The following is a 26773-nucleotide window of genomic DNA, read 5'->3' as shown; positions in this document are numbered from 1 at the left end:
CATACCACAGGTCGCACGTGGAGGCAAGTCAGAGCTCTGTGAGGACTCCCTCCGCGCTTCGACGGAAGGGTGACAGTGTGGTAGGATGCGCTCCGGACGGAGAGCGAGCCAGTCGGCTTCTTCACCGGGGGTTCGATGACGCGGTTGCGTCGTCCGGAGCCGTCGGACGTGACGGCCCTTCTCGTCTTCGCGGGAGCGCTGACGCTCTACCTGAGCACCCTGTCCCGCACGCTCCCGTGGGGCGACTCGCCCGAGTTCCTCGCGGTCGCGCGCACGCTCGGCATCGCGCATCCGCCGGGCTATCCGCTCTACACGATCCTCACGGCGCTGGCCATCAGGGTACCGCTCGGCACGCCCGTGGCACGGCTGGCGTTCCTCTCGGCCGTGGGCGGCGCGCTCGCCTGCGCGCTCGTCTCGCGCGTGACGTGGGACATCACGGAGCTCACGACGCGACGCTCGGGCCATCACCCCTCGCGCGTCCTGACGGCCGTCGGCGCCGCTCTCGCCGGAGCGGTCGTCGCCCTCGTTCCCGAGATACACGCGCAGTCGACCATTCCAGAGGTGTACGCACTCGCGGCGGCGCTACTGACGGGCATGCTCGCGCTGCTCGCGAGAGGCGAGCTCGGGCTACCGGGCGCGACGGTCGACCCCTCCGGCGAAGCGTCGCGACGGTTCGACCGTCGCTTCGTCGTCGCGGGTCTTCTGTTCGGGATCGGGCTCGCGCATCACCTGACGATCCTGCTCGCGCTCCCGGGGCTCGTCATCATGTCGCTCACGCGACCCGGCCGGAGCGCCCGCACCTGGCTTGCTGCCGCGGGCGCGTCTCTCGTGGTCCTGACGTCGTACGCCTACCTGCCGCTCCGTTCGGCCCACGACCCCGCCGTGCTCTGGGCCCCCATCGACAGCTTCGACGCGCTCGTGAAGCACATCGGCGGGGTCGCGTACCGCTCGCGGCTCGGCGCGACGTCACTGCTCGTCGCCCTGCACGACGCCCGCGGCGTGGCGGAGCTTCTGGTCAGGGAGTTCGGATGGCCCCTTCTCGCGGCCGCCGTCTGTGGGCTCGTGCTGCTTTGGAGAGCCTCGAGACGCTACGCGGCGGCGCTCCTCGTCATCCTCGTCCTGACCCTCGGGCACGCCGCCCTCTATTCGATCCCCGACATCGGAGCCTATTTGGTTCCCGCCTATGTCGTTCTCGGGCTGCTCGCCGGTCTGGCCGTGGCGCTCATGCCGGCCGAGCTCGGAGGGAGCGTCCGCGGGGTGGGCGCGGCGGCCGCCCTCGCAGCCGTCGTGGCGGTCGTTCTTGTCCTCTCGTTCCCGGGAAGATGGTCGCGCGCCGAGGCGCGGGGCGGAGGAGCCGACGTGTACCTCGACCAGATGCTCGACGGGCTCGCGGCGAACTCGATCGTCCTCGCGAGGAACGACGAGACCGTCTTCCCGCTGTGGTACGCGCTCCACGTCGAACGTCGCCGGCCGGACCTCTCGGTCATCGACGTGCGCTCCAGGGCGCCGCATCTGGAGCGCTGGAACCCGACCGTTCGGTTCCCAACGGAGGTCCAGCTCGCCAGGTCGTTCGGCAGTCGCGAGACGGGCGACTGTCCGTCCGATGGCAGATCGGTCCTTCCGGTCCAGCGCTATGTGGAGCTCCTCGTGTCGCTCAACGCCGACGATCGGCCGATCTCCTCGGACTACGAACTGGCGCGCGCCAGGTTCCTCGAGCGGTGCGCACCGGCGGGCTATCTCGCGAGGATCGAATCCGGGGAGGTTCCGGCCCGGGAGCTGCCGGAGCCTGACCGGCTCGTCTCCGGCGGACCGTGGGCCATGTGGCTTCTCGACGATGGGGAACGTGTCGAACCGAGGACCGTCCGCGTCGCAGCGAGCCGCCTGGAGGAGGCGGCCAAGCTCTATCTTGTGCGCGGCCGCCCGAGCGACGCGGTGGGGATACTCGAACTCGTGACGTCGGCCGCGCCCCGGATGACCAAGGCCTGGAACGACCTCGGCGTCGCCTACGTGGCGACCGGCCGCATCGACGACGGCATCGAGTCGCTTCTGCGGGCGGCGGAACTCGACCCGGCCGAGCCGTCCACGAGAGCCAACCTGTTCGACGCGTACCGTCGCGCCGGCCGCCGCGAGGAGGCCCTCGCCAGCATCGAGGATGCGATCCGTCTGGATCCCGGAGAACCGCGCTACCGGACGCAGCTCGCCCTCTATCTCGAGCGCCACGGCGAGCCCGGGCGCGCCGCCGAGGTTCTCAGGGAGGCGCGGAACGCTGATCCCGAGGACCACGCGGCCGTTCTCGCGCACGGCGACCTTCTGGCGAGAAGAGGCAGGTACGCGGAGGCGCTCTCGGTCTACCGGGCGGCCGAGCGGCTCGACCCCGGCTCGCCCGCCGTCCAGAGCGGGATGGGACGCTGCTACTGGGCCATGCACGATGTCAGGAACGCGGTGCGGGTCATGCGACGGTCCATCGAGCTCCAGCCGCACAACCCGCGTCTCAGATACGATCTCGCGGTCATGCTCCGGGCGGTCGGCGAGCGCGAGGAGGCGCTCGCCCACCTCGATGCGGCGCTCAGGGTGCTTCCGACCATGTGGCGCGCCGACATTCTGCGAGCCCGCGTCCTGTCGGAGCTCGAACGCCACGGGGAGGCCGAGGCCGCGCTCGCGAAGGCCGAGGAGCACGGTGCCGAGCCGCGCCTGCTCCTGAAGGCCCGGCTCGACGCGGCGACGGCGCGGGGCGACAGCGTGAAGGCGGAGGAGCTGCGGGCGGCCCTCGTCGATACGGTATCCTGAACGGGTTTCACACGATGGAGACGCACCGGCCAGCCGCCGCGCGCCGTACGGGCGGACCGTTGCGTCGGGGCCCCTCCTGGGGTAGGATGGCGGGTGTCCGGCACCGGCGCCACAGGATGAGGCGGGCGGCGGGTCGAGTCCGGGCGCGACCGGCGCTCAGAGACTGCATCGAAATACATGGATACGAGCACTCTGCATCATCGAGCTGGGAGCCGATCGTGAGAAGCATCACAAGCCCCGCCGCGAGAAGCCTTGGTCTTCTCGTTGCACTGCTCGGCCTCTGGGTCGCGAGCGCCGCGGGCGCGGACGACCTGCTGGTCGAGTGCGAAGAGTTCGAGCCGTACGGCGCGAACGACCTCGGTGGATACGAAATCGCCACCGAGTACTGCTCGGGCGCAAGTCAGTTTCAGGCCGTTTTCGGTCTCGACCTGCCCGGGGAATGGATCAAGCTGAAGGTCACGTTCACCCAGGAAGGCTGCTACCGATCATCGATGGGGTATCAGTCCGCCTACGGTGAGACGGTCGACTTCCGGGTACGGATGATCGATGCACCAACCCCCGGCCAGGAGATCGACAGCCCGTTCGTCTTCGACGACGGGTACGGCTTCGGCTGAGGTCCGTTCTCGATCGCTGCCGGCGGCAGCTACTTCTGCGTGAACCCCGGGACCTATCTGTTCATCGTCGAGAACGTCTCGGGAGGTTTGAACAAGGTCGACTATGTCGAGTTCTTCTACACCGACAGCCCGGTCGAGCAAAGGAGCTGGGGAGGCATCAAGGCGCTCTTCCGAGATCCCTGAGCCCGCTGACCGGGGCCGGAAGGAGCAGGAATGCGGCAGCTCATAGTCCTCGCGGTCGTCGTCTTGTGCGCGACGACAGGCGCATCCGCAGACGAGACCGAGATCCGGATCGGGGATGTTCCCAGGACCGGATCCCATTTCATGAACGCCAGGGAGGCGGCGCTCTGCGGCGCAGGGGCCGCGACCGCCGATCTGTCGGCGGTCTTCCGGAATCCCGCGGCGGCCGGGATGGTCGAGGGCGCGGAGGGCTTCGCCTCGATGCGCGTGAACATCAAGACGCGTGACTATCTGCCCCAGGGCGACGAGTCGCTCGACGCAACCGACGACGGGCTGCTCTTTTCGCAGGCCGCGGCCGTCAAGACCTCGGACAGCTGGTCGTTCGGCTTCGCCTACGCGACACCGTCGTACCGCAGTCTCGATCTCTCCGGAGCCGTCGAGACGGGAGAGCGGCCTCTCGAGTCGTACTCAGGCGAGTTCACCGGGAGCTTCAGGACGTTCGAGGCCGTCCTGACGTCGAGGATCGGAAGCCGGGGACAGGGGATCATCGGCCTCTCCGCGGGCGTCGCGACCATCAACGAGACGGGGAGAGAGGTCGTCGGGTCCGATCTCACCGACTCGTGGGAGATCGACGGCCTTGGGTCGTGCTACGCGGTCGGGTTCATCTTCGCTCCCAGCGACCGCGTCAGCATCGGCGCCGGCTACAGGTTCTCCTCGGAGATCGATGTCGAGGGAACGGGTCTGGGGCTCGATGGTGAGACCGGCACCTTCACGACCGCGCCGATCGCGACCGGCGGGGTCAGCGTCCTGCCGACCGACCGGCTGGCGCTCCACGCCTCCGTCATCCGCGAGGGATGGCATCAGGCCGATGTGGAGCTCGACCCCGACGCGACGGCCGTTCTCGGGAGCCCGAGCTTCGACGATCCGATCCTGACCGTGGCGCTCGGCGGCGAGTTCGACGCCACCGAGAAGATCACGCTGCGCGCCGGCTACTCGCTTCAGATGACCGGGGACATCCAGGATGCGGCCGTACCGGAGAGCGCGTTCGGCCTCGGCGGGACGTACGCTTTCAACGAGTACTACGTCGACGCAGGCTACACGTACGAGTCGTTCGAGATCGACGGTGAGAGCGGGCAGATCACGAACAGCGGGCTCCACGCCACCGTGGGGTACCGCTTCTAGCGCGACACGCGCACGAGAGCATGCATCCGCCCCGGACGTTCGGACGCCGAGCGGCCGGGGCGTCGTCTTCTGAACCGGGAGTAGGCTCGTGACGATCGCCGTCGCGATGAGCGGTGGGGTCGACAGCACGGCGGCCGCACTGCTCCTTCTCGAACGGGGGCACGACGTCCAGGGTCTCACGATGCTCACCTCCGGGCCGGCGGCCCGCGACGTGGCGGATCGGGGAAGCAGGGCCGCGTCGGCGCTCGGGATCCCGCACCAGGTCGTCGACCTGTCGAACGCCTTCGAGGAACACGTCGTCGTACCGTTCGCGCGTGCCTACGCCGCGGGACGGACACCCAACCCGTGCGTTCTCTGCAACAGGACCATAAAGTTCGGCGCCCTCCACGCGGCGGCGCTCGAGAGCGGCGCGGACGCGCTCGCCACCGGGCACTACGCCCGGCTCGCGCCGGCGTCCGACGGCTCGCCGCGGCTCTTCGAGGCCGTCGACGACACCCGCGACCAGTCGTACTTCATCGCGTCCGTGACCTCCGGGACCTTCACCACGTGCCTGCTTCCGCTCGGCCCAGTTCTCAAGCGGGACGCCGTGAGGCGCGTCCGTGATGCGGGCTTGAGCGGCGTCGTCGGGGCGGAGAGCAGGGACATCTGCTTCCTTCCCGACGGCGACATGCGCTCGTTCCTCGAGCGGCACGCGCCGGAGGCCCTTGTCCCCGGCGCGATCGAGGACGCCGGCGGCACGGTGCTCGGCGAGCACTCGGGGCTCGGTCTCTACACCGTAGGACAGCGCACCGGACTCGGATTGTCCAGGCCGCATCCGACCTATGTTCTGGGGATCGACGCGGAGAGGAACACGCTCGTGGTCGGGGACGAGGAGGAACTGGCCTGTCCCGGGCTCACCGCGTCCGGCGTCGCCTGGATTCGACGCGGGCCCCCGGGCGCGCGGTTCGACTGCGACGTCCGCATCCGGTCGGCGTCGCCGAGGCTCGGAGCGTCGGTCGAGGTCGAGGGACACCGTGCCGTTGTTCGGTTCGCCGCTCCGGCACGGGCCGTCGCCCCGGGGCAGGCGGTCGTGTTCTACCGTGGCGATGAGGTGCTGGGCGCCGGCACCATCGAACGCGGCCGTGCCGATCTCTGACGACGCGCCCACGCCGCGACGCGTTGAGCCCCGTGCGCCACCGTGCTAGAATCCGCCACAGGCAGGTCAACACGACTCGAGACGAGGAGACGCTCGTGAAGGCCGTCGTTCTGGCAGCGGGCAAGGGCACCCGCATGCGCGAGATCACCGATTCCATCCCGAAGCCGATGGTCGAGGTGTCCGGGAGGCCGGTCCTGTGGCACATCCTCACCGCCCTGCGGGACGCGGGCGTCGAGGAGGCCGCGATCATTGTCGGCTACATGGGCGAGAAGATCCGCGAGTACTTCGGGGACGGGACGGGCATCGGTCTTCGGCTCGCGTACTTCGTTCAGCAGGTCCAGGACGGGACCGGCCGCGCGGCCGAGCCCGCGCGCGACTTCGTCGAGGACGCCCCCTTCTTCCTGACCTTCGGCGACATCCTGACGAAGGCCGCCGCGTACCGCGCCATGGCCGAGTCGTTCCGATCCGAACCGACCGACCTGCTGCTGGCGGTCAGGCACGTGGACGACCCGCACAGGTTCGGTGTGGTCGAGCTGGAGGGAGACCACATCAGGAGCATCGTCGAGAAGCCTGCCCCCGGCACCGCTCCGTCGAACCTCGTGAACGCGGGCATTCTCATCGCTGGGCCGGTGCTCTTCGACTACACGCGACGGCTGGAACCGTCGGAGCGGGGAGAGTATGAACTACCCGACGCCTTCCGCATGATGATCGAGGACGGACTGAGTGTCCGCGCGCTCGACATTCGATCCTATTGGCGTGACATCGGCACACCCGAGGATCTCGAGGCGGCCGGCGGGGAGGTCGAGGGTCTGGACGATGTCATCGGTCCCTGAGCAGGCTGCCGCGCGGGCGCCCGGCGCTGCCGGTCAGAGCGACTTCTGTTCGTCCGCGGCGGGGGTGAATCTGTAGCCGATCCCGCGGACCGTCGACACGAGTTCCTCCGGACAGATCTCGGCGAGCTTCGACCTGAGCCGGCTGACGAGCACGTCGACCGTTCTCCCGATGACACCTGAGCTGTCGCCCCACACGAGCTCCTTGAGCTCATCTCTCGTGCACGCTCTCTCCCGGTTCACAGCGAGGATGTGCAGGAAGCGGAACTCCCGGTCCGTCAACTCGACGGTCCGGCCGTCGATGCTGACGCTGTGCGTCGTCGGGTCGATGCTCACGTCCCCGCACATGAGCTTGTCGCAGAAGCGTTCGGGGTCGTCGGCGTCCGAGAGGTCGAAGAGGCTGTTGATGCGGGTCACCACCTGATCGACGTGAGTCCACCGCAGAACGGGCTTCTCGGGGGCGCCGCCCGCGGCCGCGACGTCCTCCGGAGCGACGCCCGGTCCGGCCAGTACGAGTGTCCTGACAGGTATCTTGTCGCCGTTCGTCTCGAAGATGCGGGCGAGGTCCCGGCCGCCGATGTCCTGTAGACACAGGCCGACGAGCGCGAGCTCCGGTCGCTCGAGCTGGATGTGCTCCAGCGCCTCGCGGCCGGTGGATGCCTCGGATGTCGCGTAGCCGGCGGCGCGGAGCGCGGCCGCCAGCTTCTCTCGGGTGTCGTTGTCGCGCTCTGCAACCAGAATGCGCCTGGGATGTGACATGCACGTTCCTCCGCCGGGGAGTGTCCCGCCCGCCGCTGCTCGTGCCCGGCCGGGCCTACGCTCTTTGTTTCATGCAAGGAGCGTGCCGTCCAGTTGCTCCTGAGAACCCCTCAGAAACGCCGACGGAGTGGGCGTTTTCGATGCGGGCGGGCGGCGGGCGGCCGCCATGAGCGGTTTTTCAGTATCGTGGGTTCGAGTCCCGCTGTGGACCCGGCCGCGCAGTTCCGGTAGACTCGCCGGGACGATGACGGTGGAACGGCAGTCGAGGAACGGAGGAAGCGGATGGCCAGGAGCGTACACGCGAAGACGATCTACACCGGCAAGCGCGTCATCGAGGACGCGTACGTCGGGTTCGACGGCACAACGATCACGACCGTGTCGGGAAGGAAGCGCACCGACGCGCTCGGAAGCTACGAGGTTGTGACGCCGGCCTTCATCGACCCTCACAGCCACATCGGCATGTTCCGGGCGGGGGAGCCGGCAGCCGAGTCCGAGGGGAACGAGCAGATGGACTCCCTGATGGTCCTGCCGGACGCCCTCGACTCGATCCAGATGGACGACCAGGCGTTCCGGGATTCCATCGAGATGGGTGTGCTCTACTCGTGTGTCGTCCCCGGAAGCGGGAACATCATCGCGGGTCGTTCGGCGGTCATCCGCCACCACGCGAAGAACACGTCGGACGCGCTCGTCACGCGGTCCGGCATCAAGGCGGCCCTGGGCTACAACCCGATGTCGACCGTGAGCTGGAAGGGCAAGCGTCCCTCGACGCGCATGGGAGCCGCAGCGATCCTCCGGGCCAAGCTCGAGGAGGTCCGCCGGAAGGTCCAGAAGTACGAGAAGATGCCCGCGAAGAAGCGCAAGGAGATGACCTTCTCCGCCGAGGAGGAACTTCTGCGGACGATCCTCGCGGGGAAGGAACGACTGCGCGTCCACGTCCACAAGATCGACGACATCGCGCTCCTCGTGCGTCTCGTGGACGAGTACGGACTGAAGGTCACGGTCGAGCACGCCGGCGATGTTCACCAGCCCGAGATCTACGACGAACTTCGGAAGCGGAAGATCCCCGTCGTGTTCGGCCCCGTGGACTCGTTCGCGTACAAGGTGGAACTCAAACACGAATCGTGGCGCAACGTCCGCTACCTTGTAGAGTCGGGCGTCGAGTACGGACTGATGACCGACCACCCGGTCATGCCGTCCCGGCAGCTGCACCACCAGACGCGCTGGTTCATCCGTCTCGGACTGTCGAGACAGGAGGCCGTGGAGGTCGTGACGCGACGGAACGCGGCCGTTCTCGGCGTCTCGAGGATTCTCGGAACGCTCGAGAAGGGGAAGTGGGCCTCGTTCGTCTGCTGGAACGGCGACCCTTTCGACCTCACGGCGTACCCGGTCGCGGTCTTCGCCGAGGGCGAGCTCGTCTTCACGGATGAGAGCTGATCACGCGTCTCCGGCAACGCACGGCAGCCGACGCTCACACGGGAGCAGGATGAGCATTCTCCGAACGGTCGATCTTCGGAAGACATACCGGAAGGGCCGCGTTGAGATCGACGTTCTGCGCGGCCTCTCCTTCGAGGTCGACGAGGGTGAGTTCCTCACTGTCGTCGGCCGCTCCGGCTCGGGCAAGTCGACGCTCCTGAACCTGCTGGGCGGGCTCGACAGCCCGACCGGCGGACGGATCGAGGTCGGGGGCCGGGACCTGTCGGCCATGTCGCGGAGCGAGCTGGCGCACCACCGGCGGGAGACCGTCGGTATGATCTTCCAGTCGTTCAATCTGATTCCCTCGAGAACCGCGCTCGCCAACGTGACCTTGGCGCTGGCGTTCGGGGGTTGCCCGAGGGCCCGGCGTGCCGACCGCGCGCGGGAGCTTCTCGAGACGGTCGGTCTCGCGGCACGGGTCGGTCATCTGCCCTCCGAGCTCTCCGGCGGCGAGGCACAGAGGGTCGCCATAGCGCGGGCCATCGCCAATCGCCCCGACGTCGTGCTCGCCGATGAGCCGACGGGCAATCTCGACAGCAGAACGGCGGCCGAGATCGTCGAGCTCCTCGGCCGACTCAACAGGGAGAACGGTGTCACGATCGTGATGGTGTCCCACGACGAGGCCGGGGCGCGTCAGGTGTCCGACCGCATCCTGACCCTGCTCGACGGGTGCTTCGTGGACCGGGGGGAGGTGGCCGCATGACGTTCGGCGACCTCGCTCTCATCGCCGTCGACAATCTCAGGAGGACGAAGCTCCGGACGTTCCTGACGACGCTCGGTGTCGTCATCGGCATCGGTGTCCTCGTCTCCATGGTCTCGTTCGGAAGCGGCGTTCAGCGGAACGTGACCGAGACGTTCAGGAAGAACCAGCTCTTCACGACGCTCCAGGTCCTGCCGGTCGAACTCGATCTGGAGGAGGCCGTCGGAGGAGACCTCTCGCGGATGGCCGATGCCGCCGTGCTGGACGCCGCCGTGCTCGACTCCCTGAGGAACCTGCCCGGTGTCGTCATGGCCTATCCCGAGATCCGCTTCCCCGTCATCCTGAGGATGGGCGACCGGGAGACACGCGCGCAGCTGGCCGGGCTTCCGGTCGGCCTCGGAGCGTACCCGCCATTCGACGACGTCCCGTACGGGAGGTTCTTCTCCTCCGACGACGACAGCATTCTGGTTGTGACGCAGAGCGTTCTGGCCGACCTGGGCTTCCGCGTCGCCGAGGAACGGGCGTCCTCGACGCGGGAGGAGGTCATCGGCCTTGCGGCCGTCGATGCCGATTCACTCCTCGGCCGGAGGATGGAGATCGTGACCTCGGTGCTGGAGCCCGGCGCGCTCTCGCTCACGAACCCGAGCGGCGCTTTCAGGGACGAGGCCCGCTCGTTCCCGATCGGCGGGATCATGGCCAAGTCGGAGGGCCTGGGCGGGCTCAGCCTCTCGGGCGGCGTCAATCTCGCCATCGAGACGGCGGAGTCGGTGCCGCACCTCGGGTTCTCGAGCGTCTGGGACCTTCTCGGCAAGCTGGGAAGCGAGGGCGGCTACCCGTCGATCCACGTCCGCGTCGCCGGCATCGAGGACATGTCGACCGTGCGAGCGGCCGTCGAGGACATGGGACTGGGCGTCTTCACGTTCTCGGACCAGCTCGAGGAATTCCGGGAGCAGTTCATCGTCGTCGACGCGCTCCTCGGGGCGGTCGGGACGGTCGCGCTCGTCATCGCGGCCCTCGGGATCATCAACACGATGGTCACGTCGATCCTGGAGCGTACGAGGGAGATCGGCATCATGAAGGCCCTCGGCGGGAACGAGGGGCAGATCCGCGCCATCTTCTTCATCGAGGCCGGCGTCATCGGCGTGCTGGGGGGTGTCTTCGGGAACATCCTGGGCTGGGGCGTGACCCGGATCGCGAACTCCGTAGCCAACTACTGGCTGAGGCCGCAGGGCGTCGAGGCCGTCGACTTCTTCCACATCCCGCTGTGGCTCGCGGCAGGCGCGGTCGGCTTCGCCGTGGTCGTCAGTCTCCTCGCCGGGCTCTATCCCGCGGCCCGCGCGGCCCGCGTCGACCCCGTCCGGGCCCTTCGGCACGACTGAGCTGCGCCGGGCGTCAGCCCCGGTCCGGCGGTTCCTCGAGAAGCGAGAGAATGGTGCTCTCGATCAGGTCGAAGCGCTCCCGGTCCACCCGAAACACCCCGCGACCGGCGACGCGCAGAATGTTGTCCTCACCGGCATCCAGAACCTCGATGTGACGCTCCGAGCCGTCCGAGAGGACGAGGACCAGTTCGTAGCTCGTTGGGAGACCGTCGGCGTCGCCCGGTTCCAGGAACTCCACAGCGCGCGCCTGAGCGATCGACAGCAGGATGATGTCAGGCGGGCGCTGGTGGGCCTCCCGTCGCTCGGGACGCGTCAGGAACCACCCGTCCGGAGTGGAACGGATCGCGACGACCCGGCCCTCCTCTCCGTGCCCCCTGTAGATGAGCTCGCGCACCTCGCGCCGCCTGAAGCGCACGACGGCGCGGTCGCGCCACGCCTCACGCTCGGTCGGGAACGCCTCCAACACCGACGGCGGAGCCGGGTAGACGGCGTCATCGCCTTCGAGTCTCACGTAGGCGCTGTTCCCATTTGCGCCTCCGCGTCCGAGCGAGAGGACGTTGCCGCCCGCCTCGACCACCGTCGCGGAGCCCGCACCCAGGCCGAAGAGCCCGCGCCGCTCGGGGTTCAACGAGACGGGAGCGTCCCGTGAGAGCGAGCCGAGCGCCGCCACGGCGCGCTCGACCATCAGCGGGTCGGCCCGCACCGTCCGTCCGTCATCGAGCTCCACGGTCCACGGGCCTTCGGAGCGTGTGAGCTCGACCGTCCCGGCTGGCGACGAGATCGACAGCGAATCGACGGCCGCCGGATCGAGGTCGCGGAGGAGCGGGCCGGCCTGCTCCGCGCCCGGTCCCGCCGGGCCGTTTCTCACGGCGGCGTAGACGCCGAGCAGAACCGCCAGAGTTGCCAGCCACAGGAAGAGTTGACGTCTCATGATGGGTCCCTTCCGTGTGGGCGTCCCGTGCGCCGGCCGCGCGCCCAGGCTCTCCAGATGCCGAACAGTGCGACCGCAAGTGGGACGGCGAAGGTCCCGAGTGCCCTGGAGGCCAGCCGGCCGTTCTCGGAGATCTCCGGGAGGGGTCGGTCGTCGATGGCCTTCGACCGCACGTCGATCAGCCGTCTGCCGTGGGTCAGCCAGTCGACGGCATTCAGGAAGAGGATAGGGCTCGTGGGGGAGCGCGTGTAGAAGTCGTCGGCGAACATCCGGGCGTTCCCGACGACGATCATCTGCGTCGGCCTGCTTCCGTCGAGCCTTCCCTCGGGATAGGTGGGCCGCGGAGCTCCGCTCTCCGTCGTGACGAGGACGGGCATGTTCAGGAAAGCGCTCTCGAACCGACCGGTCAGTGCGACCATCAGGTCGTGACCCGCGGCCCGCCCGGCCTCGATGGCCTTCGCCTTCTCGGGCGGCGGCTCGACCGGGGCCCGGGGGTCGAGGCCGAGCGTCGGCGGCGCGGTCCACGAGCGGCCCGATGATCTGGCGAGGACCTCGTATCTGACCGAGTCCGTCTTCCCCCTGGAGGGGGTGATCGGCGACGTCCAGGGGAAGGCGATGGCGTCGAGCTCCGACACGACGGGATGCTCGGTCGAGATGTTCGGCGCGACCGCCTTCGGCCAGAACGGATAGGGTGTGGTCATCGTCATGAAGCCCGAACGGAATGCCGCGTTCTCGTTGACGCGGTCGACGACCAGCTCGTGCTGCACGTCCGCGCCGTACCGGGAGACGTAATCGTAGATGTTGCCCGTCGCGACCGTGCCGGTCGCGGCATCCCGGGGGATGGCGACGGCGTTCAGCAGGAAGAGGGCACGTCCCCCGCGCATGATGTACTGGTCGAGCACGAAGAGCTCCGGGTCGGGCACGTCGTCCGCCCCCGCCACGACGAGCACGTCGACCCCCTCGAGCGCCTCGTCACCGTCTCTCAGGTCGACCTCGCGCACCTCGTAGTTGCGCTCGAGCGACTCGGCGGCAAGCGAGTAGACCCCGTCCGGCGAGTGTGCGCCGTGGCCCGTGAGGAAGCCGACGACGGGGAGGCTGTCGACCGTGATCTTCAGGATGGTCGATGAGAGCTCGTACTCGAGCTGCTCGGGAACGAGAAGGAGCGGTATCGACTCGACGCGTCCGCCGTAGGAGACCGTGAGTCCCATGTACGTGCTGACGACCTCCGCCCGGTCCTGCTCGACGGCCTGGAGCTGGACCGGCCGGATGCCGTGCGACAGCGCCTCCTCCTCGGCCTCTGGGTTCCCCGACGGGTCGACGTATCGGACGACGATCATGTCCCCGCCGTAGGCCCGGTACTCGGACAGTGTGTCCTCGATGCGTGTCCGGAAGCCCGTCATGTGTGTGGGGAGCCGGTCGCTCATGTAGACCGTCACCGTGACGACGTCGTCGAGCCCCCGGAGGAGCTCCCTGGTCGAGGTCGAGACGGTGAAGTCGTTCCGTTCGGTGAGGTCGGCCCGCACGAACCACTCTCTGGAGAGCAGCCCCACGACGGCCAGTACGGCCGCGAGCAGGATGAGGCTGGTCGCCGATGACCAGAACGGCTGTCCCGGACGCCGGTACATGGTCTACCTCCACTTCCTGTTCGCGATGACCCGGACGTTCGCGTACAGGAAGAACGCGATGACCGAGAGGTAGTAGACGACGTCCCGTGAGTCGATGACGCCTCGGGAGATGCTCGCGAACCGCCGCGCGAGACCGATGTGCCGAAGGACCGGGGCGAGCGGACGGGGCACGGCCGTGACGACGAAGCTCTCGCCGGCGACGGCCAGCGCGAACGAGAGCGACGCCGCGACGATGAAGGCGACGATCTGGCTGTCGGTCAGGCTGGAGGCGAAGAGAGCGATCGAGAGATAGGCCGCGCCCATGAGCACGAGACCGAGATAGCCGCCCATGATCGGTCCCGGGTCCGGGTTTCCCAGTAGGGCGACGATGGCCGGGACCGGGAAGGTCAGCGCGATCGTCAGGACGAGGAAGCCCAGCGAGGCGGCGAACTTGCCGAGGACGGCCTCGCTCTCTCGGACAGGGAGCGTCAGCAGGACCTCGTCCGTTCCGGACCGGCGCTCCTCCGCCCAGAGCCGCATGGCGGCCGCCGGGACGAAGAGCAGGAAGAGCCAGGGCATGAGCGAGAAGAACGGGCGCATGCTTGCCTGGCCCAGCAGAAAGAACACGCGGAAGAACATCCAGGACGAGAGAACGAGGAAGGCGACGATGAACACGTAGCCCGTCGGCGAGGCGAAGTATCCACGGAAGTCCCTGCCCGCGACGGCGAGCGCCGTCCGTCTCATGCTTCCTCCTCGCACTCGGGTGCCGGTTCGCCGTTGTCTGCACCGAGAGGTGGTTCGCCGTTCCCGGCTCTCGGGTCGCCCGTGATCGGTCTGTGAGAGGTCCCGGCGCGCTGCTCACCGCGTGACGGACCGCGGCCCGCGGAGGTCAGGTCGAGGAAGATGTCCTCGAGCGAGACGCTGGAGTGCGAAAGCTCCCTTAGGCGCCACCCCCGGTCGCGGACAAGCTCGAAGACATCGTCGGCCAGACGCGTTCCCGAGTCGCCCGACAGGAGGAAGCGGACGTAGCCGTGCTCGTCCCGGGTGAGGCGCTCGAGACCCGAGACGGACGGCAGCGATGCGAGCGCGCGGTCGACGTCGGCTCCGCCGGCCAGCAGCGATACGGAGATCCCCGCCTCGAACGACTGTCCCCTGAGCTCGTCGGTCGTGCCCTCCGCGGCGATCCTGCCCTCGTTTATGATGAGCACCCGCGTGCAGGTCGCCTCGACCTCCGGAAGAACATGTGTCGAGAGGAGGACGGTCCTCTCGGTGCCGATCCGCCGGATCAGCTCCCGGATCTCGATGATCTGCGTCGGATCGAGACCGGTCGTCGGTTCGTCCAGGATGAGCACCTGGGGGTCGTGGATCAGCGTGTTGGCGAGGCCGACGCGCTGCCGGTATCCCTTCGAGAGAGCACCGACGGGGGAGCCGAGAACGTCCGTGAGCCCGCACAGATCCACCATGTCGTCGATCCGCGAGCGCCGGTCGGCCCCGCGGAGCCCGCGCACGGTCGCCACGAAGTGAAGATGCTCGTCCACCGTCATGTCGGTGTAGAGCGGCGCGCTCTCAGGCAGGTAGCCGGTCCGCCGGCGCACGCCCAGCGGGTCTTCGAGGACGTCGCATCCCGCGACGGTCGCTCCTCCAGCGTCGGGCGCCAGGAAGCACGTGAGGATCCGCATGGTCGTCGTCTTGCCCGCGGCGTTGGGACCGAGGAAGCCGACGACCTCGCCGCGGCCGACGGAGAAGGAGACCCCGTCGACGGCGACGGTCCGTCCGAACGATTTCGAGACCTGTCGGACGTCGATGGCTGGAACGTCGGCGGTCGGCACGTGCGGCTCCTCGATGTGTGACGGGACAGTGACTTGCGACGGGACGGTCGACGCGACACATTATGTATAGCTGACCGAGCGGACCGCATCAAGCAAGGACGGGCGGTCTGCAGCATGCGGGGGAGAGGAGCGGTCGGCGAACGAGCTCTGAGGGTTGTTCACCAATAGGCCCTGGTCTTGACAACCGCACTTCATAATCGCTTGACCGTCGGCCTGAGCGTATGGTAACAGTTGACAGTGAGCGAACGCGACATCCGGACTCGCCGTTGCGACGTCGACGATTGCTCGGGATCGGAGCCTGCACCACTGTCATGACACCAACATCCTTGCAACTCGTACCCGCCGCGGGAGTCGGGGCGGAACTCATCGACACGGCCGGACACACGGCGCGCCGCATCCTCTCGGACTGCATCGCCGGAACCCGGTGTCGTCTGGCATATCCCTTCGACCGCATAACGTCCCTCTCCTCGACACACACGAATCGACGACGAACACGGCCGGCGGGTCTTCCTGTCCGGCCGTTTTGCTGTTCGGAGTACACGGGGCCTCTGGGAGTTCGTCAAGTCCGGGTGGGCTAGAAAGAGTGCCAAGAAGCGTCAGCCGCAGCCCAGCTCTTGCCTCTGACCGTGCTCCCCGGAGGCCCCTCTAGAAACGGCGTCGGCCCCGCCCAGGGTCGACGCGGCCCGGTGCCACAGGACGAACCCCCGACGCGCGAGCGCTCGGGGGTTCCTTGTTGACGGCCCCGTGGGCCTTGGCTATCCTCTACGGACCGCATGCAAGGCCCGTGACGCAGGCAGGGAGGCACGTTCACATGGCGGAAACGCGCTTCAGCGAGATCATCGACTTCGCCATCCAGAAGGAACAGGAGGCCGTCGACACATATTCGGTGGCCGCCGAGATGGTGAAGCGCTCCAATGTGCGCGACATGCTCCTGTCCCTGGCGCGGCAGGAGGAGGGCCACAAGCGCAGACTGCTCGAGGTCCAGGCGGGCGAGGCCAGCTGGGCGCGCGTCGACGAGGTCCCGGACCTCAGGATCGCCGATTACACCGACTCAGTGCAGATCTCCCCGGACATGGACTATCAGGATGTTCTGACGGTGGCGATGAAGCGGGAAGAGAAGGCGCACAACCTCTACCAGATGCTTGCATCAAACGCCACAGAGCCCGAGCTCAAGGAGCTCTTCGCGAACCTCGCTCACGAGGAGTCCCGGCACAAGCTGGCGCTCGAGCGGGAGTACGACGAGCACGTTCTTACGGATAACTAGGAGGTCGTTGCGGGCACCGCACCCGGCGCGAGCGGGCACGGTGTCCATTATCGAGGGCGGCGGGAGCCGTCCGCCACGGAGGTGCTTCATGATCGAGTACCTGAACGAGGATGAGGTCTTCCGCGTCGGCATGTGCATCGAGCAGGCCGGCCTCGAGTTCTACACGAAGATGGCGAAGAAGGCGAAGGACGACGAGACGAAGGCCGTCTTCCAGAAGCTGGCGGAGGACGAGAAGGGGCACCTCAAGCTCTTTGAATCGAAGGAGCTCGAGACAGCCGGCGGGATGGGGTCGAGGCCCGCGGAGATGGACACGGACGTGTCCGCCTACGTGTGCTCGATCGTCGACGGCGGCATCTTCAAGGGTATCGAGGAGATGGCGAAGTACAGCGACCGCGAGTTCGACCCAGAGAGCGCTCTTGAACTCGCACTGTCTGTCGAGAAGGACGCGGTCCTGTACTACACAGAGGCGATGCACGCTGCGACGAAGCCCGCCGCGAAGGAAGCTCTCGCTGAGCTCGTCGAGGAGGAGAAGCGGCACGTCGTGGAGATCAGCAAGCGCCTCGAAGAGGTCAGGAAGTAGCTGAAGAGGAGAAGGCCGGGCCGGACGGCCGGGATGCCCCGGCCGCACGGGACGGCTCGCGCAACGGGAGGTGGCCGGTTGAAGAAGTACAGATGCACAGTCTGCGGATACGTCTACGACCCTGAGAAGGGTGACCCCGGGAGCGGCGTTGACGCCGGAACGTCCTTCGACGATCTGCCGAACGACTGGGTCTGCCCGGTCTGCGGCGCGGCGAAGGACCAGTTCGAGCCTGTAGACTAGGAACCCGGAGCCCCGCGCCGGGGCTCCCGGATCCTTCATTCCCCATGAATATCCTCATCATCGGCAACGGCGTCGCCGGCGTGACCGCGGCCCGGCGCCTCCGGATGCTCGAGCCGGACGCCGGGATCGCCGTCTTCACCCGTGAGCCCTACCACTACTACTACAAACCCCGGCTCCCCGAGGTGGTGGCCGGCGCCGTCGACATCGAGTCGATCATCATCAACCCTCCGGACTGGTACGAGGACCAGGGGATCGATGTGCGCCTCTCGACCGAGGTGACGTCGATCGACACCGCCGGCCGGAAGGTCGTGACGGCCGACGGAGGCAGTGAGTCGTACGACCGCCTCCTCGTGGCGACGGGCGCCGACCCGTTCGTCCCGCCCATGGGAGGGACGGATCTCGAGGGCGTCTTCACGCTCAGGACGGCAGACGACGCGGTCGCCTTGAGGGAGGCCGCCCGATCCGCCCGGTGCGCCGTCGTTATCGGCGGCGGACTGCTCGGTCTCGAATCGGCGCGAGGGCTCGCGGCTTCCGGTGTCGAGGTCGTCGCGCTCGAGGTGGCCGACCGGCTCCTGCCCCGGCAGCTCGACGAGGCGGGGGCGGCCCTGCTCAGGGAGAGGATCGGGGAGCTCGGCATCGATGTGGTGACCGAGGCCATGTGCGAGTCGATCGTCGGGGACGACAGCGTCGAGGCGGTAAGCCTCAGGGGGGGCGAGACGCTCCCCGCCGACATCGTGCTCATCTCGACCGGCGTGCGGCCCTCGATGGACGTGGTCGGGAACACCGGGATCGACCGGGACCGCGGCATCCAGGTCGACTGCAAGATGCGGACGAACGTCCCCGACGTCTACGCGGCCGGGGACGTGGCCGAGCTCGACGGCCGCGTCTGGGGCATCATCCCGGCGGCGACCGTCATGGCGGAGGCCGCCGCTCACGGCATCGAAGGGGAGTCCGCCGACTGCGACATCATTGGCTCGAATACCCTGAAGATCAGCGAGGTCGACGTCTACTCCGCCGGCGATGTCTTCTGCGAGGGCTGTACCACCCACGCATACGAGGACGACGGCGTCTACCGGAAGGTCCTGCTCGACAGAGGCCGCCTGGTCGGCGCCATCGTCGTCGGCTCCCGGCAGGGCGTGCGGGAGCTGGATAAGCTCATCCTCGAGGGGGCGGACGTCTCCGCGTTCGGGGACGCCGTCGCCCGCGACGACTTCGACTTCAAGAGAGCACTCAAGACCGGCGCGTAGCTTCGAGAGCGGCGCCAGGTCACGGCGGCCCGGCCCTTCGGCCGGGCGTCGTCTCTGATGGAGGAAGGTGGATGCCATGCGACAGGTTCGGTTCATCGCGCTCGCGGCGCTCGTATTCGTCGGCATTGCGACGGCCGCCGGCCCGGTGCACGCGGGGGCCCTCAAGCAGGTGCCGTTCGTCTACGAGCCCGACGGTGCGCCGTCACAGGTCTACCTCGCCGGGCAGTTCAACAACTGGAGCACGGACGCGACTCCGATGGAAGAGGTCGACGGGCGTTTCGAGGTGACGCTGCTCCTGCCGATCGGCCGGTATCAGTACAAGTTCGTGGCCGACGGGAACTGGATCACCGATGAGACCGCCGACGACTTCCATCCAGACGGCTACGGCGGGCAGAACTCGGTCGTCGTGGTCGACGAGCGCTTCGAGGACGTGGCGCTCGAGCGGGGCGACGGCGTCATCACGACGTTCCAGCTGGGGCACGGCAGGCACGCGTGGGAGGTCTCGGTCGCCCGCGACGGCACGGTCGCCTTCAGGACGAGGGTCTGGACAGGCGATATCTCGGATGCGGCACTTGTCATCGAGGGAGCGCGGGGAAGCACGTCGGTGCCCATGGAACGCGTCGACTCCGACGGGCTCTTTGACTACCTCGAGGCCGAGGTCAGGACGGCCGCGACCGGCACCCGGTTCGACTATGCGTTCACCCTGACAGACGGCGACGCCGAGCTCTGGCTCGGACCCGGCGGTTTTGCCGAGACCGGCGAAGCGGCCGGTACGTTCGTCTTCGACGCGGAGGCGTTCCCGGTCTTCGCGACACCCGACTGGGCCAAGGACGGCATCTTCTATCAGATCTTCCCGGAACGCTTCGCCAACGGTGACGCGTCGAACGACCAGGATTTCTCAGAGTGGTACTACGAGGGACTGACCGACCTCCCGGCCTCCGGGAAGACCAACGACGTCTACTTCCACTTCGTCGATGACTGGTACGATGTGGAGGGGCTCTCGAAGAGCCCGTACCGCACCGACGGGAAGCCCGACTGGAACTCGTTCTACGGCGGCGACATCGCCGGCGTCCGCGAGAACCTCGACTACCTCGCCGACCTCGGCGTCACGGTCATCTACTTCAATCCGCTCTTCGAGTCTCAGAGCAATCACAAGTACGACGCCGTCAGCTACATGCGGCTCGACCCGCATTTCGGGACGAACCAGGAGTTCGCCGACTTCGTCGACGCGGCTCACGAGCGCGGCATCCGCGTCATCATGGACCTCGCATACAACCACACCGGGCACACCTTCTGGGCGTTCCAGGACACGCGCGAGCGGGGTCCCGAGTCGCCCTACTGGGACTGGTACGAGTGGAGGGAGTGGCCGCTCCCCGGCGAGGGCGTCAACCCGCCCCCGAACGCGAAGGACTACTACGACTGCTGGTGGGGCTTCGGCTGGATGCCGAACCTCAACTTCGACCTCGCCCGGGACAACCCCGACGAGCAGGGCGTCAAGGACATCACGGACGCGCAGGTCAACTGGCCGGTGGTCGAGCATCTGCTCGCCGCGACCGTCTACTGGCTTACTGAGGCCGACGTCGACGGGTTCCGCCTCGACGTCGCCGGCGAGGTACCGTTCTGGTTCTGGGAGCTCTTCCGGGAACGGGTCCGGACCGTCGACCCGGACGCCTACATCGTGGGCGAGCTGTGGGGGCCGTCGCCAGAGTGGGTCAACGGGCGCTACTACGACGCGGTCATGAACTACGCCTACTTCCGGGACCCGGTGCTCGGGTTCATCGCGAGCGGCGACATGGACGCGGCTGAGTTCGACCGCGCCCTTGCGCCCGGGCGGCTGATCTACCCGGATGAGGGCGTGCGCGCACAGATGAACCTGCTGGGGAGCCACGACACGCCGCGCTTCCTGACGAACTGCGGCGGAGACGTCGACCGGCTCAAGCTCGCGATGCTCTTCTCGATGACCTACGTCGGCGCGCCCACGATCTACTACGGCGACGAGATCGCGATGGAGGGCGGGGGCGACCCCGACTGCCGTCGTCCGTTCCGGTGGACGTGGGAGACGGAGCCCGTCCGGGTCGACGTCCACGACCACGTCAGAAGGCTGGCGGCCATCAGGACGTCGCACCCGCTCTTTTCGAGGGGCGACTTCGAGACGCTCGTCAGCGACGGCAGGGTCTTCGCCTACCGCAGGAGCCTGGACGACGACGTCGCCTACGTCGTCCTCAACGCCGGACCGACCGCGGTGTCGGTGGAGGTTCCGGTGGTCGAGGACCACGGAAGCGTGGTCGAGGCCCTCTCAGGGAGCATCGTTCCGGTCATCGCGGGCCCGGCCGGGGCCTCGGTCGCCGTCGAGCTCGAACCGATGTCGGGGGCCGTTCTGCTGCCCGAGGGCGACTGAGACAGGTCCCGGACCGCCCGGCGCCGTATCTTCGGAACACCGCACGACACAGCGAACGGGAAGAGGGAGTGAGCATGAGGGAGCTTCTCAGGGAGATCGTTGGGAACGCGAAGCACTGGACCGAGGTTCGTGTGCACGACAGGAACGCCCTCCGCCTGGCCGTCAGGAACGGCGTGATGGAGAGCGCGTCGTCGAACAAGGGAAGCGGCGCGGGCGTGCGAGTGCTCGTCGACGGAACGTGGGGGTTCTCGAGCACGGCCCGGCTCGACCGGGAGAGCATCGAGCGCGCCGTTCGGGACGCGACGCTCGCCGCGAAGGGGTCGGCCGGAGGCAGGAAGGCGCGGGTCGACCGTCTCGCGGACTGCGAGTTCGCCGTCGGTGACTTCCGGACCGGCGACGCTGAGGAGATCGCCTCGCACTCCGCGGAGGAGAAGACCGCGCTCGTTGTCGACACCGAGCGGCGGACCATGGAGGCCTCCGAGACCATCCGTTCGGCGATGTGCCGCTACACGGAGCTTCTGGACAAGAAGTGGGTCGTCTCGACGGACGGCGCGGACGCCCACATCGAGGACGCGAAGCTCGAGTTCGTCGCCATGGCCGTCGCCGGGACGAGCGACGACATGACGACCGCGTTCCACGGGACCGGTGTGACCGGCGGGTGGCCCGAGCTCTTCGGACCGAACTCGGCCGAGGAGATCGCCGACAAGACCGGCCGAACGGCCGTCGACCTTCTCAACGCGCCGTACGCTCCGGGAGGGAAGACCCAGGTCGTGCTCGATCCGGAGCTCGTCGGTCTGCTCGCGCATGAGGCGATCGGCCACACGGTCGAGGCAGACTTCGTGCTTGCGGGCTCGGCCGCCGCGGGCCGGATCGGGGAGCGCGTCGCGAGCGAGCTGGTGACGCTCTGCGACAGCGGGCCCTCCGTTATCGGGGGCGAGCACGCCGGCGGCGTGGTCCTCGTCGACGACGAGGGGGTCCCCGCCGGGCGCACGGCCGTCATCGAGAACGGAGTCCTCTCGTCGTATCTTCACGACCGCGAGACCGCGGCGCTCTTCGATGTCGCGCCGACCGGGAACGCGCGGGCATGGCTCTTCGATGACCCGCCGCTCATCAGGATGCGGAACACGTACATCGAGCCGGGTGGGAGCTCGTTCGAGGAGATGGTGGAGAGCATCGACGACGGGCTGCTTCTCAAGGGCGGCGGAAGCGGGCAGGCCGACGCCAACGCCGAGTTCATGTTCGGTGTGCAGGAGGCCTACGAGATCAAGCGCGGCAAGGTCGGCCGCCTTCTCCGAGGTGCTTCTATCTCGGGCGACGCTTTCGAGGTGCTGCAGAGTGTGGACATGCTGAGCAGTGACTTCCGCTGGACGATCGGCAGCGGGCACTGCGGCAAGGGACAGCCCGCGAAGGTGGACGGCGGCGGACCGTTCGTCCGGTGCAACGTCATCGTGGGGGGGAGGTAGCGGCATGGAGAGACTTCTGACCATCTGCGAAGCGGCCGTTGCCGCCGCGAAGCGCCACGAGGCCGACGAGGCGGAGGCGTTCGCCTCCTCGGGGCGCACGATCGATGTCGAGCTTCAGAAGAACGATCTGCAGATCGCCTCGTCGGCCGAGTCGGAGGCCGTGGGCATTCGCGTCTTCCGGGACCGGCGCATGGGCTTCGCCTCGGTCAACACGTTCGAGGACGCCGAGATCGAGGCGGCCGTCGAGCGGGCGATGGGCATCGCGGCCGCGGCTCCGCCCGACGAGCACAACGGGCTCCCCGACCCCGTACCTGTCGACGACCTCGAGGGGATCTACGACCCGGCCGCGACCGAGTACGGCGTCGACCGGGCCGTCGAGAGCGCGCTCGCGATGCTCGACGTCGCCCGGGGATACGACGAGAGGGTGACGGTGGACGGAGGGCAGCTTCACTGCTATGCGGGGGCGCGGGCCGTCGTCTCCTCGAAGGGCGTCCGGCTGGCCGAGCCGGTGAGCCGGCTCTACTGCTTCGTCATGGGAATGGCCCGGGACGGCGAAACCGTCTCGTCGTTCGACTTCCAGTTCGACGCCTCGAGACGCGTCGACGGGATCGACTGCGAGCGCGCGGCGGGGACCTTCGCCGAGAACGTCGTCGCCTCGCTGGGCGCACGGAAGGGGGAGAGCTTCACCGGCACGCTCGTTCTCTCTCCGATGGCGGCCGCCGAGATCATCGCCTATCCGATCACGTACTCCGTTCTGGCCTCGTCCGTGCAGAGAGGCTCGAGCAGGTTCGGGGAGAGCATGGGGAAGGCCGTGGCGTCCCCGATGATCTCCGTGACCGACGACGCCTCGCTCGAGGACGGCTTCGCCTCGGCGTCCTTCGATCGGGAGGGACAGGCTCCGAGGACGCTCCCGATCATCGAGGAGGGCACGCTCAGGAACTTCCTCTACGACGCGTACCGGGCGCGCCGCGAGGGACGAGCGAGCACGGGTCACGCGGGCGGCGGCGCGCAGTCGGTGCCGAGCGTCTCATCGACGAACATCGTGTTCGCCCCGGGGGAGACCGTGTTCGACGACATGGTGGCCGGCGTCGACCGGGGCGTCTACGTCAAGCGCTTCTCGGGGAACACCGACCCGGTGTCGGGCGATTTCTCGGGCGTCGTCAAGGGCGGCCGCATGATCCGCGGTGGCAAGCTGGAGGAGCCTCTGACCGGCACGATGATCGCCGGCAACACGTTCGATCTCCTGCCGAAGGTGGCTGCCGTGTCAAGGGAGAGGGAGCGGCTCTTCTCCGACGTACTGCCTTACATCAGGCTGGAGGATGTGGCCGTGACAGGCTCCTAGCGTCCGGTCTCTCTGCCTGTGTCACTGAGGCCGTCTGAGAGCCAGACGCGCACAACCTCGTCAGCGATGCTGACACGCCCGCTGTCATCGCTGGTCAGGTTGAAGCAGGTTCCTGCGACGCTCAGTGAGTCGTAGTCCGCCTCGTGGGGCGGCGGGGTCTGGAACGTCTCGCCGTCGACCGATACCTTGAGATCACCGGGCTCGTAAATGACGACCTTCCTGCTGCCCGCGTCCCAATCGCTGAGTTCAAGAAGACCCGCGTCGTGGAGCTCGAAGGACCACCCGCCGCCGCGCGCCGTGTAGACCTCGAAGCCGGCGCACAGGCAGGAAGCGCCCGCGTTCATCAGCCACTTCCGCTCCCTCGTTCGACGCGACCGGGAGACGTTCGTTGTGGGCATGACGATCTCGACGCGCGTGCCCTCCTGCGATTCGAAGCGGGCCAGCGCGTCGGAGTAGCCCCTCCGGTATTCCTCCCACGCGGTCTTCGCGGCGGCCAGCAGTCCGTCGTAGCCGTATTCCCCCATAGCCGCCCGCGCCGCCGGCTCGAGCGCCGGGTCAGGCATCTCGAGATTCTTCTGGAGCAGCTCGGAGTAGGAGAAGTCGTCGCCGCCCGTCGCGGCGGCCTCTCTCCACTCGCATCCCAGATGGTCGAGGAGATAGCACTGCGCGCTGCCGACCGCGTATATCCGGTTCCTGGGGACGTCTTGTGGCTGCAGACACCGCTCGCCTCTCCGCTCGACCAGCTCATCGACGATGAGTTCGCAGAGTGACGATCGGGGAAGTACGCCCGCCAGGGGGCTCATCGTGCCGTCGATCTCAGAGACATACTCGAGCGAGGCGGCACCGACGACGGCCCTGAGTTCCACGTGCTTGGCCGTTCCCTCCATCAGCTCCTTGCCCCTCTCGAACCCGCGCACGAACTCCGAGGCGATGTTCCAGCGAAGGTGGCGCACGGCCACGAACTGGCCTGCCCTGTGCCGGCACGTCTCCTCGTCGCCTGATGATGACGCGAGGAGCGCATCTTCCAGAATGCGCATCTCGAGCCACGCAAGCGCGCTGTTCTCCGCGTCCGAAATGGGGTAGCGCTCCTCTCGGTACCAGGAGGTCCGCTCGAACGCCGTGTGCTGGTACTGGTGGAAGGCCTCGTGGACGATGTACGCGAAGATCTCGAACTCGATGTCTTCGATCCCCGCAGGGAACTGCTCCGGGAGACCGACGGCCACCACCAGGGTATCGGCCACGTCCACGTCGAACGCCAGCTGTCCGACGAGACCGGGGAGGCTGCCGTCGCGGAAGACGTACGCCCCGTTCAGAGACGGCCACTCCCTGGGGGGCTCTTCGAACCCGGAGTGCCCTGCCGGCGGGTTGAAGAACAGGCACATGCAGTCGGGTACGTAGACGAGGAAGGGCTGTTCGGCCAGCGAGTAGCCGGGCCACGCCACATCCGGCCGCTCCTCGAAGAGCCGCACAATGGACTCGCAGACAGTGAACACCGTGGTGTCGCCCGGGGACAGCCCCCGGCTCCCGGCGATCACGCTGGTGGCCAGGTCGTCTGCGAACGCCTCCTGGACGGGCAGAGCGCACAGGAGGATCGCGGACGCAGCGAGAGCTGCGGTCGGGTGGCGCACTCGCGATCTTCTCAGGTTCACTGCGGCCTCCATGCTCCGAGGGGTCCTCGTTGACGGTCTCTCCGTTCGCCAATGATGTGACTCGGCGGGCATACGAGGAGTTTCGCGCACGCGCGTAGGCCGCACGGACGTGCCTGCCGACGACGAAGGCCGCCGGGAGCCCCGGCGGCCTTCATGTTGAGAAGCGGTCTCGATCGGACGAGCATCAGCCGCCGAACACGTCGGGGACCTCGTAGGTCTCGTCGACGATGATGTACATCTTGAGGCACGCGGTCCAGTCGAACTCAAGCGGATCCTGAGCGCTCGGATTCGGCTCGACGTCCCCGTTGTTGACCGAGAACTCGAGGATCGGGTCCTCCCAGTTGAGATAGTCGTCGAGCGCCCGGTTGAAGAGGGCGACGCCCGCCGAGTCCAGCTGGGCCGTTACCGGCGCCGGCATGGCGTCCTCGAGCGACTGAGACGTGTAGATGACGATCGTCTCCGGGCCGTCGCTGATGTCGGTCCTGCGGACGGTGATGGTGCCGGAGATGTCCCAGTCGTGGGTATGCTGGAAGTCGGTGACCTGGTATGTCCCGCCGATGAGCTTCGCATCGAGGAGGTCATCGCGCGACAGGTTCTGGTCGGCGAGGGCGTCGTCGATGTCGTCCGCGACGTCAACGACCTCCGGCGTCGTGAAGACCTCGGTCTCGTGGTACTCCTCGAAGTCCATGCAGGTCGAGTTCTTGAACACGAGCTCGATGACCTTCTCGTCGAGAATGCAGCCGGTCGCCCCGACGAGGAGCGAGGCGGCCAGGAAGCCGATCGCTATCCATGTTGTGGTCTTCATCTGGTTCTCCTTCCCCTCGTCTCTAGAAGCCGAGCGCCAGGCCGAAAGCGAAGCTGCTTCTGTCGGACAGGCTGTACTCGGCGTTCAGACCGACGATCGACGCGGTGACCGACATGCCCACCGTGGCCCTGAAGGCGGTGTCCGATTCGAAGGAGAGGTCGATCGTCTCCGTCTCCTCGTCCCCCTCGTAGTCGTACGTGACGTCCATCGAGAACATGTCCATGCTGAGTCCGAGGTACGGCTCGAACAGGACGACGCCGGCCGGCAGCTGCTTGCTGGCCTGCACGCCGACCGTGAAGGCGGTGGCGTCGATGAGCTCATCGCCCAGGGTGAACTTCTGCCAGAAGAAGCCCGCCGCGATGTCGGCCGGGACGGGTTCGTC

23 protein-coding genes are annotated in these 26773 nt (G+C 67.8%); 16 read left to right on the top strand and 7 right to left on the bottom strand.

The genetic code is table 11. The features are described 5' to 3' along the window. Positions 1-135 precede the first annotated feature (135 nt). From GF405_07690 to GF405_07665, 6 genes are all read left to right on the top strand, one after another. Positions 136-2787, top strand: coding sequence for a tetratricopeptide repeat protein (locus GF405_07690; GenBank protein ID MBD3368038.1), 2652 nt, complete (start codon positions 136-138; stop codon positions 2785-2787). A 218-nt stretch (positions 2788-3005) separates the two neighbouring features. Next, positions 3006-3401, top strand: a complete 396-nt coding sequence (locus GF405_07685) for a hypothetical protein (protein ID MBD3368037.1) — start codon at positions 3006-3008, stop codon at positions 3399-3401. 39 nt (positions 3402-3440) lie between these two features. After that, the gene (locus tag GF405_07680) at positions 3441-3584 is read left to right on the top strand and encodes a hypothetical protein (GenBank protein MBD3368036.1); all 144 of its coding nucleotides are present in this window, start codon (positions 3441-3443) and stop codon (positions 3582-3584) included. Positions 3585-3614: 30 nt separating this feature from the next. Continuing rightward, positions 3615-4763 carry a hypothetical protein gene (locus tag GF405_07675; GenBank protein ID MBD3368035.1) on the top strand — a complete coding sequence of 383 codons (1149 nt, stop codon included), beginning with the start codon at positions 3615-3617 and terminating at the stop codon, positions 4761-4763. Positions 4764-4851: 88 nt separating this feature from the next. Next, positions 4852-5898, top strand: a complete 1047-nt coding sequence (gene mnmA / locus GF405_07670) for a tRNA 2-thiouridine(34) synthase MnmA (GenBank protein ID MBD3368034.1) — start codon at positions 4852-4854, stop codon at positions 5896-5898. A 95-nt stretch (positions 5899-5993) separates the two neighbouring features. Then, positions 5994-6731: an NTP transferase domain-containing protein gene (locus tag GF405_07665; GenBank protein MBD3368033.1), complete on the top strand. Its 738-nt coding sequence runs from the start codon at positions 5994-5996 to the stop codon at positions 6729-6731. A gap of 33 nt (positions 6732-6764) precedes the next feature. Here the strand turns inward: GF405_07665 and GF405_07660 are convergent, their stop codons facing one another. Then, positions 6765-7487 (bottom strand): response regulator, encoded by a 723-nt coding sequence (locus tag GF405_07660; GenBank protein MBD3368032.1) that lies wholly within the window; start codon positions 7485-7487, stop codon positions 6765-6767. 282 nt (positions 7488-7769) lie between these two features. Between GF405_07660 and GF405_07655 the strand changes: the two genes are divergently transcribed. The 3 genes from GF405_07655 to GF405_07645 are packed head-to-tail and all read left to right on the top strand — an operon-like array spanning position 7770 to position 11039. Beyond that, positions 7770-8921, top strand: coding sequence for an amidohydrolase family protein (locus GF405_07655; protein MBD3368031.1), 1152 nt, complete (start codon positions 7770-7772; stop codon positions 8919-8921). A 49-nt stretch (positions 8922-8970) separates the two neighbouring features. Next, positions 8971-9663: an ATP-binding cassette domain-containing protein gene (locus tag GF405_07650; protein ID MBD3368030.1), complete on the top strand. Its 693-nt coding sequence runs from the start codon at positions 8971-8973 to the stop codon at positions 9661-9663. Further along, entirely contained in the window at positions 9660-11039 is a 1380-nt protein-coding gene (locus GF405_07645; protein MBD3368029.1) for an FtsX-like permease family protein, read from the top strand. Before GF405_07650 ends, GF405_07645 begins: the two co-directional genes overlap by 4 nt. Positions 11040-11052: 13 nt before the next feature. On the opposite strand, the gene GF405_07640 is transcribed toward GF405_07645, so the two are convergent. Genes GF405_07640 through GF405_07625 form a run of 4 tightly spaced genes read right to left on the bottom strand, consistent with a single transcriptional unit; the run spans position 11053 to position 15379 of the window. Further along, positions 11053-11970, bottom strand: a complete 918-nt coding sequence (locus GF405_07640) for a DUF4340 domain-containing protein (protein MBD3368028.1) — start codon at positions 11968-11970, stop codon at positions 11053-11055. Then, the gene (locus GF405_07635) at positions 11967-13595 is read right to left on the bottom strand and encodes a hypothetical protein (GenBank protein MBD3368027.1); all 1629 of its coding nucleotides are present in this window, start codon (positions 13593-13595) and stop codon (positions 11967-11969) included. The genes GF405_07640 and GF405_07635 overlap by 4 nt, the downstream gene beginning before the upstream one ends. A gap of 3 nt (positions 13596-13598) precedes the next feature. Then, positions 13599-14318 carry an ABC transporter permease subunit gene (locus GF405_07630; GenBank protein MBD3368026.1) on the bottom strand — a complete coding sequence of 240 codons (720 nt, stop codon included), beginning with the start codon at positions 14316-14318 and terminating at the stop codon, positions 13599-13601. Then, entirely contained in the window at positions 14315-15379 is a 1065-nt protein-coding gene (locus GF405_07625; GenBank protein MBD3368025.1) for an ATP-binding cassette domain-containing protein, read from the bottom strand. The genes GF405_07630 and GF405_07625 overlap by 4 nt, the downstream gene beginning before the upstream one ends. An 835-nt stretch (positions 15380-16214) precedes the next feature. On the opposite strand from GF405_07625, the gene GF405_07620 reads away from it, so the two are divergent. From GF405_07620 to GF405_07590, 7 genes are all read left to right on the top strand, one after another. After that, the gene (locus GF405_07620; protein ID MBD3368024.1) at positions 16215-16667 is read left to right on the top strand and encodes a rubrerythrin; all 453 of its coding nucleotides are present in this window, start codon (positions 16215-16217) and stop codon (positions 16665-16667) included. An 88-nt stretch (positions 16668-16755) separates the two neighbouring features. Next, positions 16756-17247, top strand: a complete 492-nt coding sequence (locus GF405_07615; GenBank protein ID MBD3368023.1) for a hypothetical protein — start codon at positions 16756-16758, stop codon at positions 17245-17247. Between the two features lie 78 nt (positions 17248-17325). Further along, positions 17326-17487 carry a rubredoxin gene (locus GF405_07610; GenBank protein MBD3368022.1) on the top strand — a complete coding sequence of 54 codons (162 nt, stop codon included), beginning with the start codon at positions 17326-17328 and terminating at the stop codon, positions 17485-17487. Between the two features lie 44 nt (positions 17488-17531). Then, positions 17532-18734, top strand: a complete 1203-nt coding sequence (locus tag GF405_07605; GenBank protein ID MBD3368021.1) for an NAD(P)/FAD-dependent oxidoreductase — start codon at positions 17532-17534, stop codon at positions 18732-18734. A 76-nt stretch (positions 18735-18810) separates the two neighbouring features. Beyond that, positions 18811-21132, top strand: coding sequence for a hypothetical protein (locus GF405_07600; GenBank protein MBD3368020.1), 2322 nt, complete (start codon positions 18811-18813; stop codon positions 21130-21132). 74 nt (positions 21133-21206) lie between these two features. After that, a complete protein-coding gene (locus GF405_07595; protein ID MBD3368019.1) occupies positions 21207-22595 on the top strand; it encodes a TldD/PmbA family protein in 1389 nt (462 codons plus the stop codon). 4 nt (positions 22596-22599) lie between these two features. Next, positions 22600-23937, top strand: a complete 1338-nt coding sequence (locus tag GF405_07590) for a hypothetical protein (protein ID MBD3368018.1) — start codon at positions 22600-22602, stop codon at positions 23935-23937. Here GF405_07590 and GF405_07585 read toward each other — a convergent pair. Together GF405_07585 and GF405_07580 are read right to left on the bottom strand one after the other, a co-directional pair. Further along, positions 23934-25586 (bottom strand): hypothetical protein, encoded by a 1653-nt coding sequence (locus GF405_07585; protein ID MBD3368017.1) that lies wholly within the window; start codon positions 25584-25586, stop codon positions 23934-23936. The two genes, GF405_07590 and GF405_07585, sit on opposite strands and share 4 nt — an antisense overlap. Before the next feature lie 184 nt (positions 25587-25770). Continuing rightward, the gene (locus tag GF405_07580; protein ID MBD3368016.1) at positions 25771-26391 is read right to left on the bottom strand and encodes a hypothetical protein; all 621 of its coding nucleotides are present in this window, start codon (positions 26389-26391) and stop codon (positions 25771-25773) included. Between the last annotated feature and the right edge of the window lie 382 nt (positions 26392-26773).

It is taken from the genome of Candidatus Effluviviaceae Genus V sp. (assembly GCA_014728125.1).
Taxonomy (GTDB): domain Bacteria; phylum Joyebacterota; class Joyebacteria; order Joyebacterales; family Joyebacteraceae; genus WJMD01.
The sequence above is the reverse complement of the archived record's forward strand: the minus strand, read 5'-3'. Positions and strand labels throughout refer to the sequence as shown.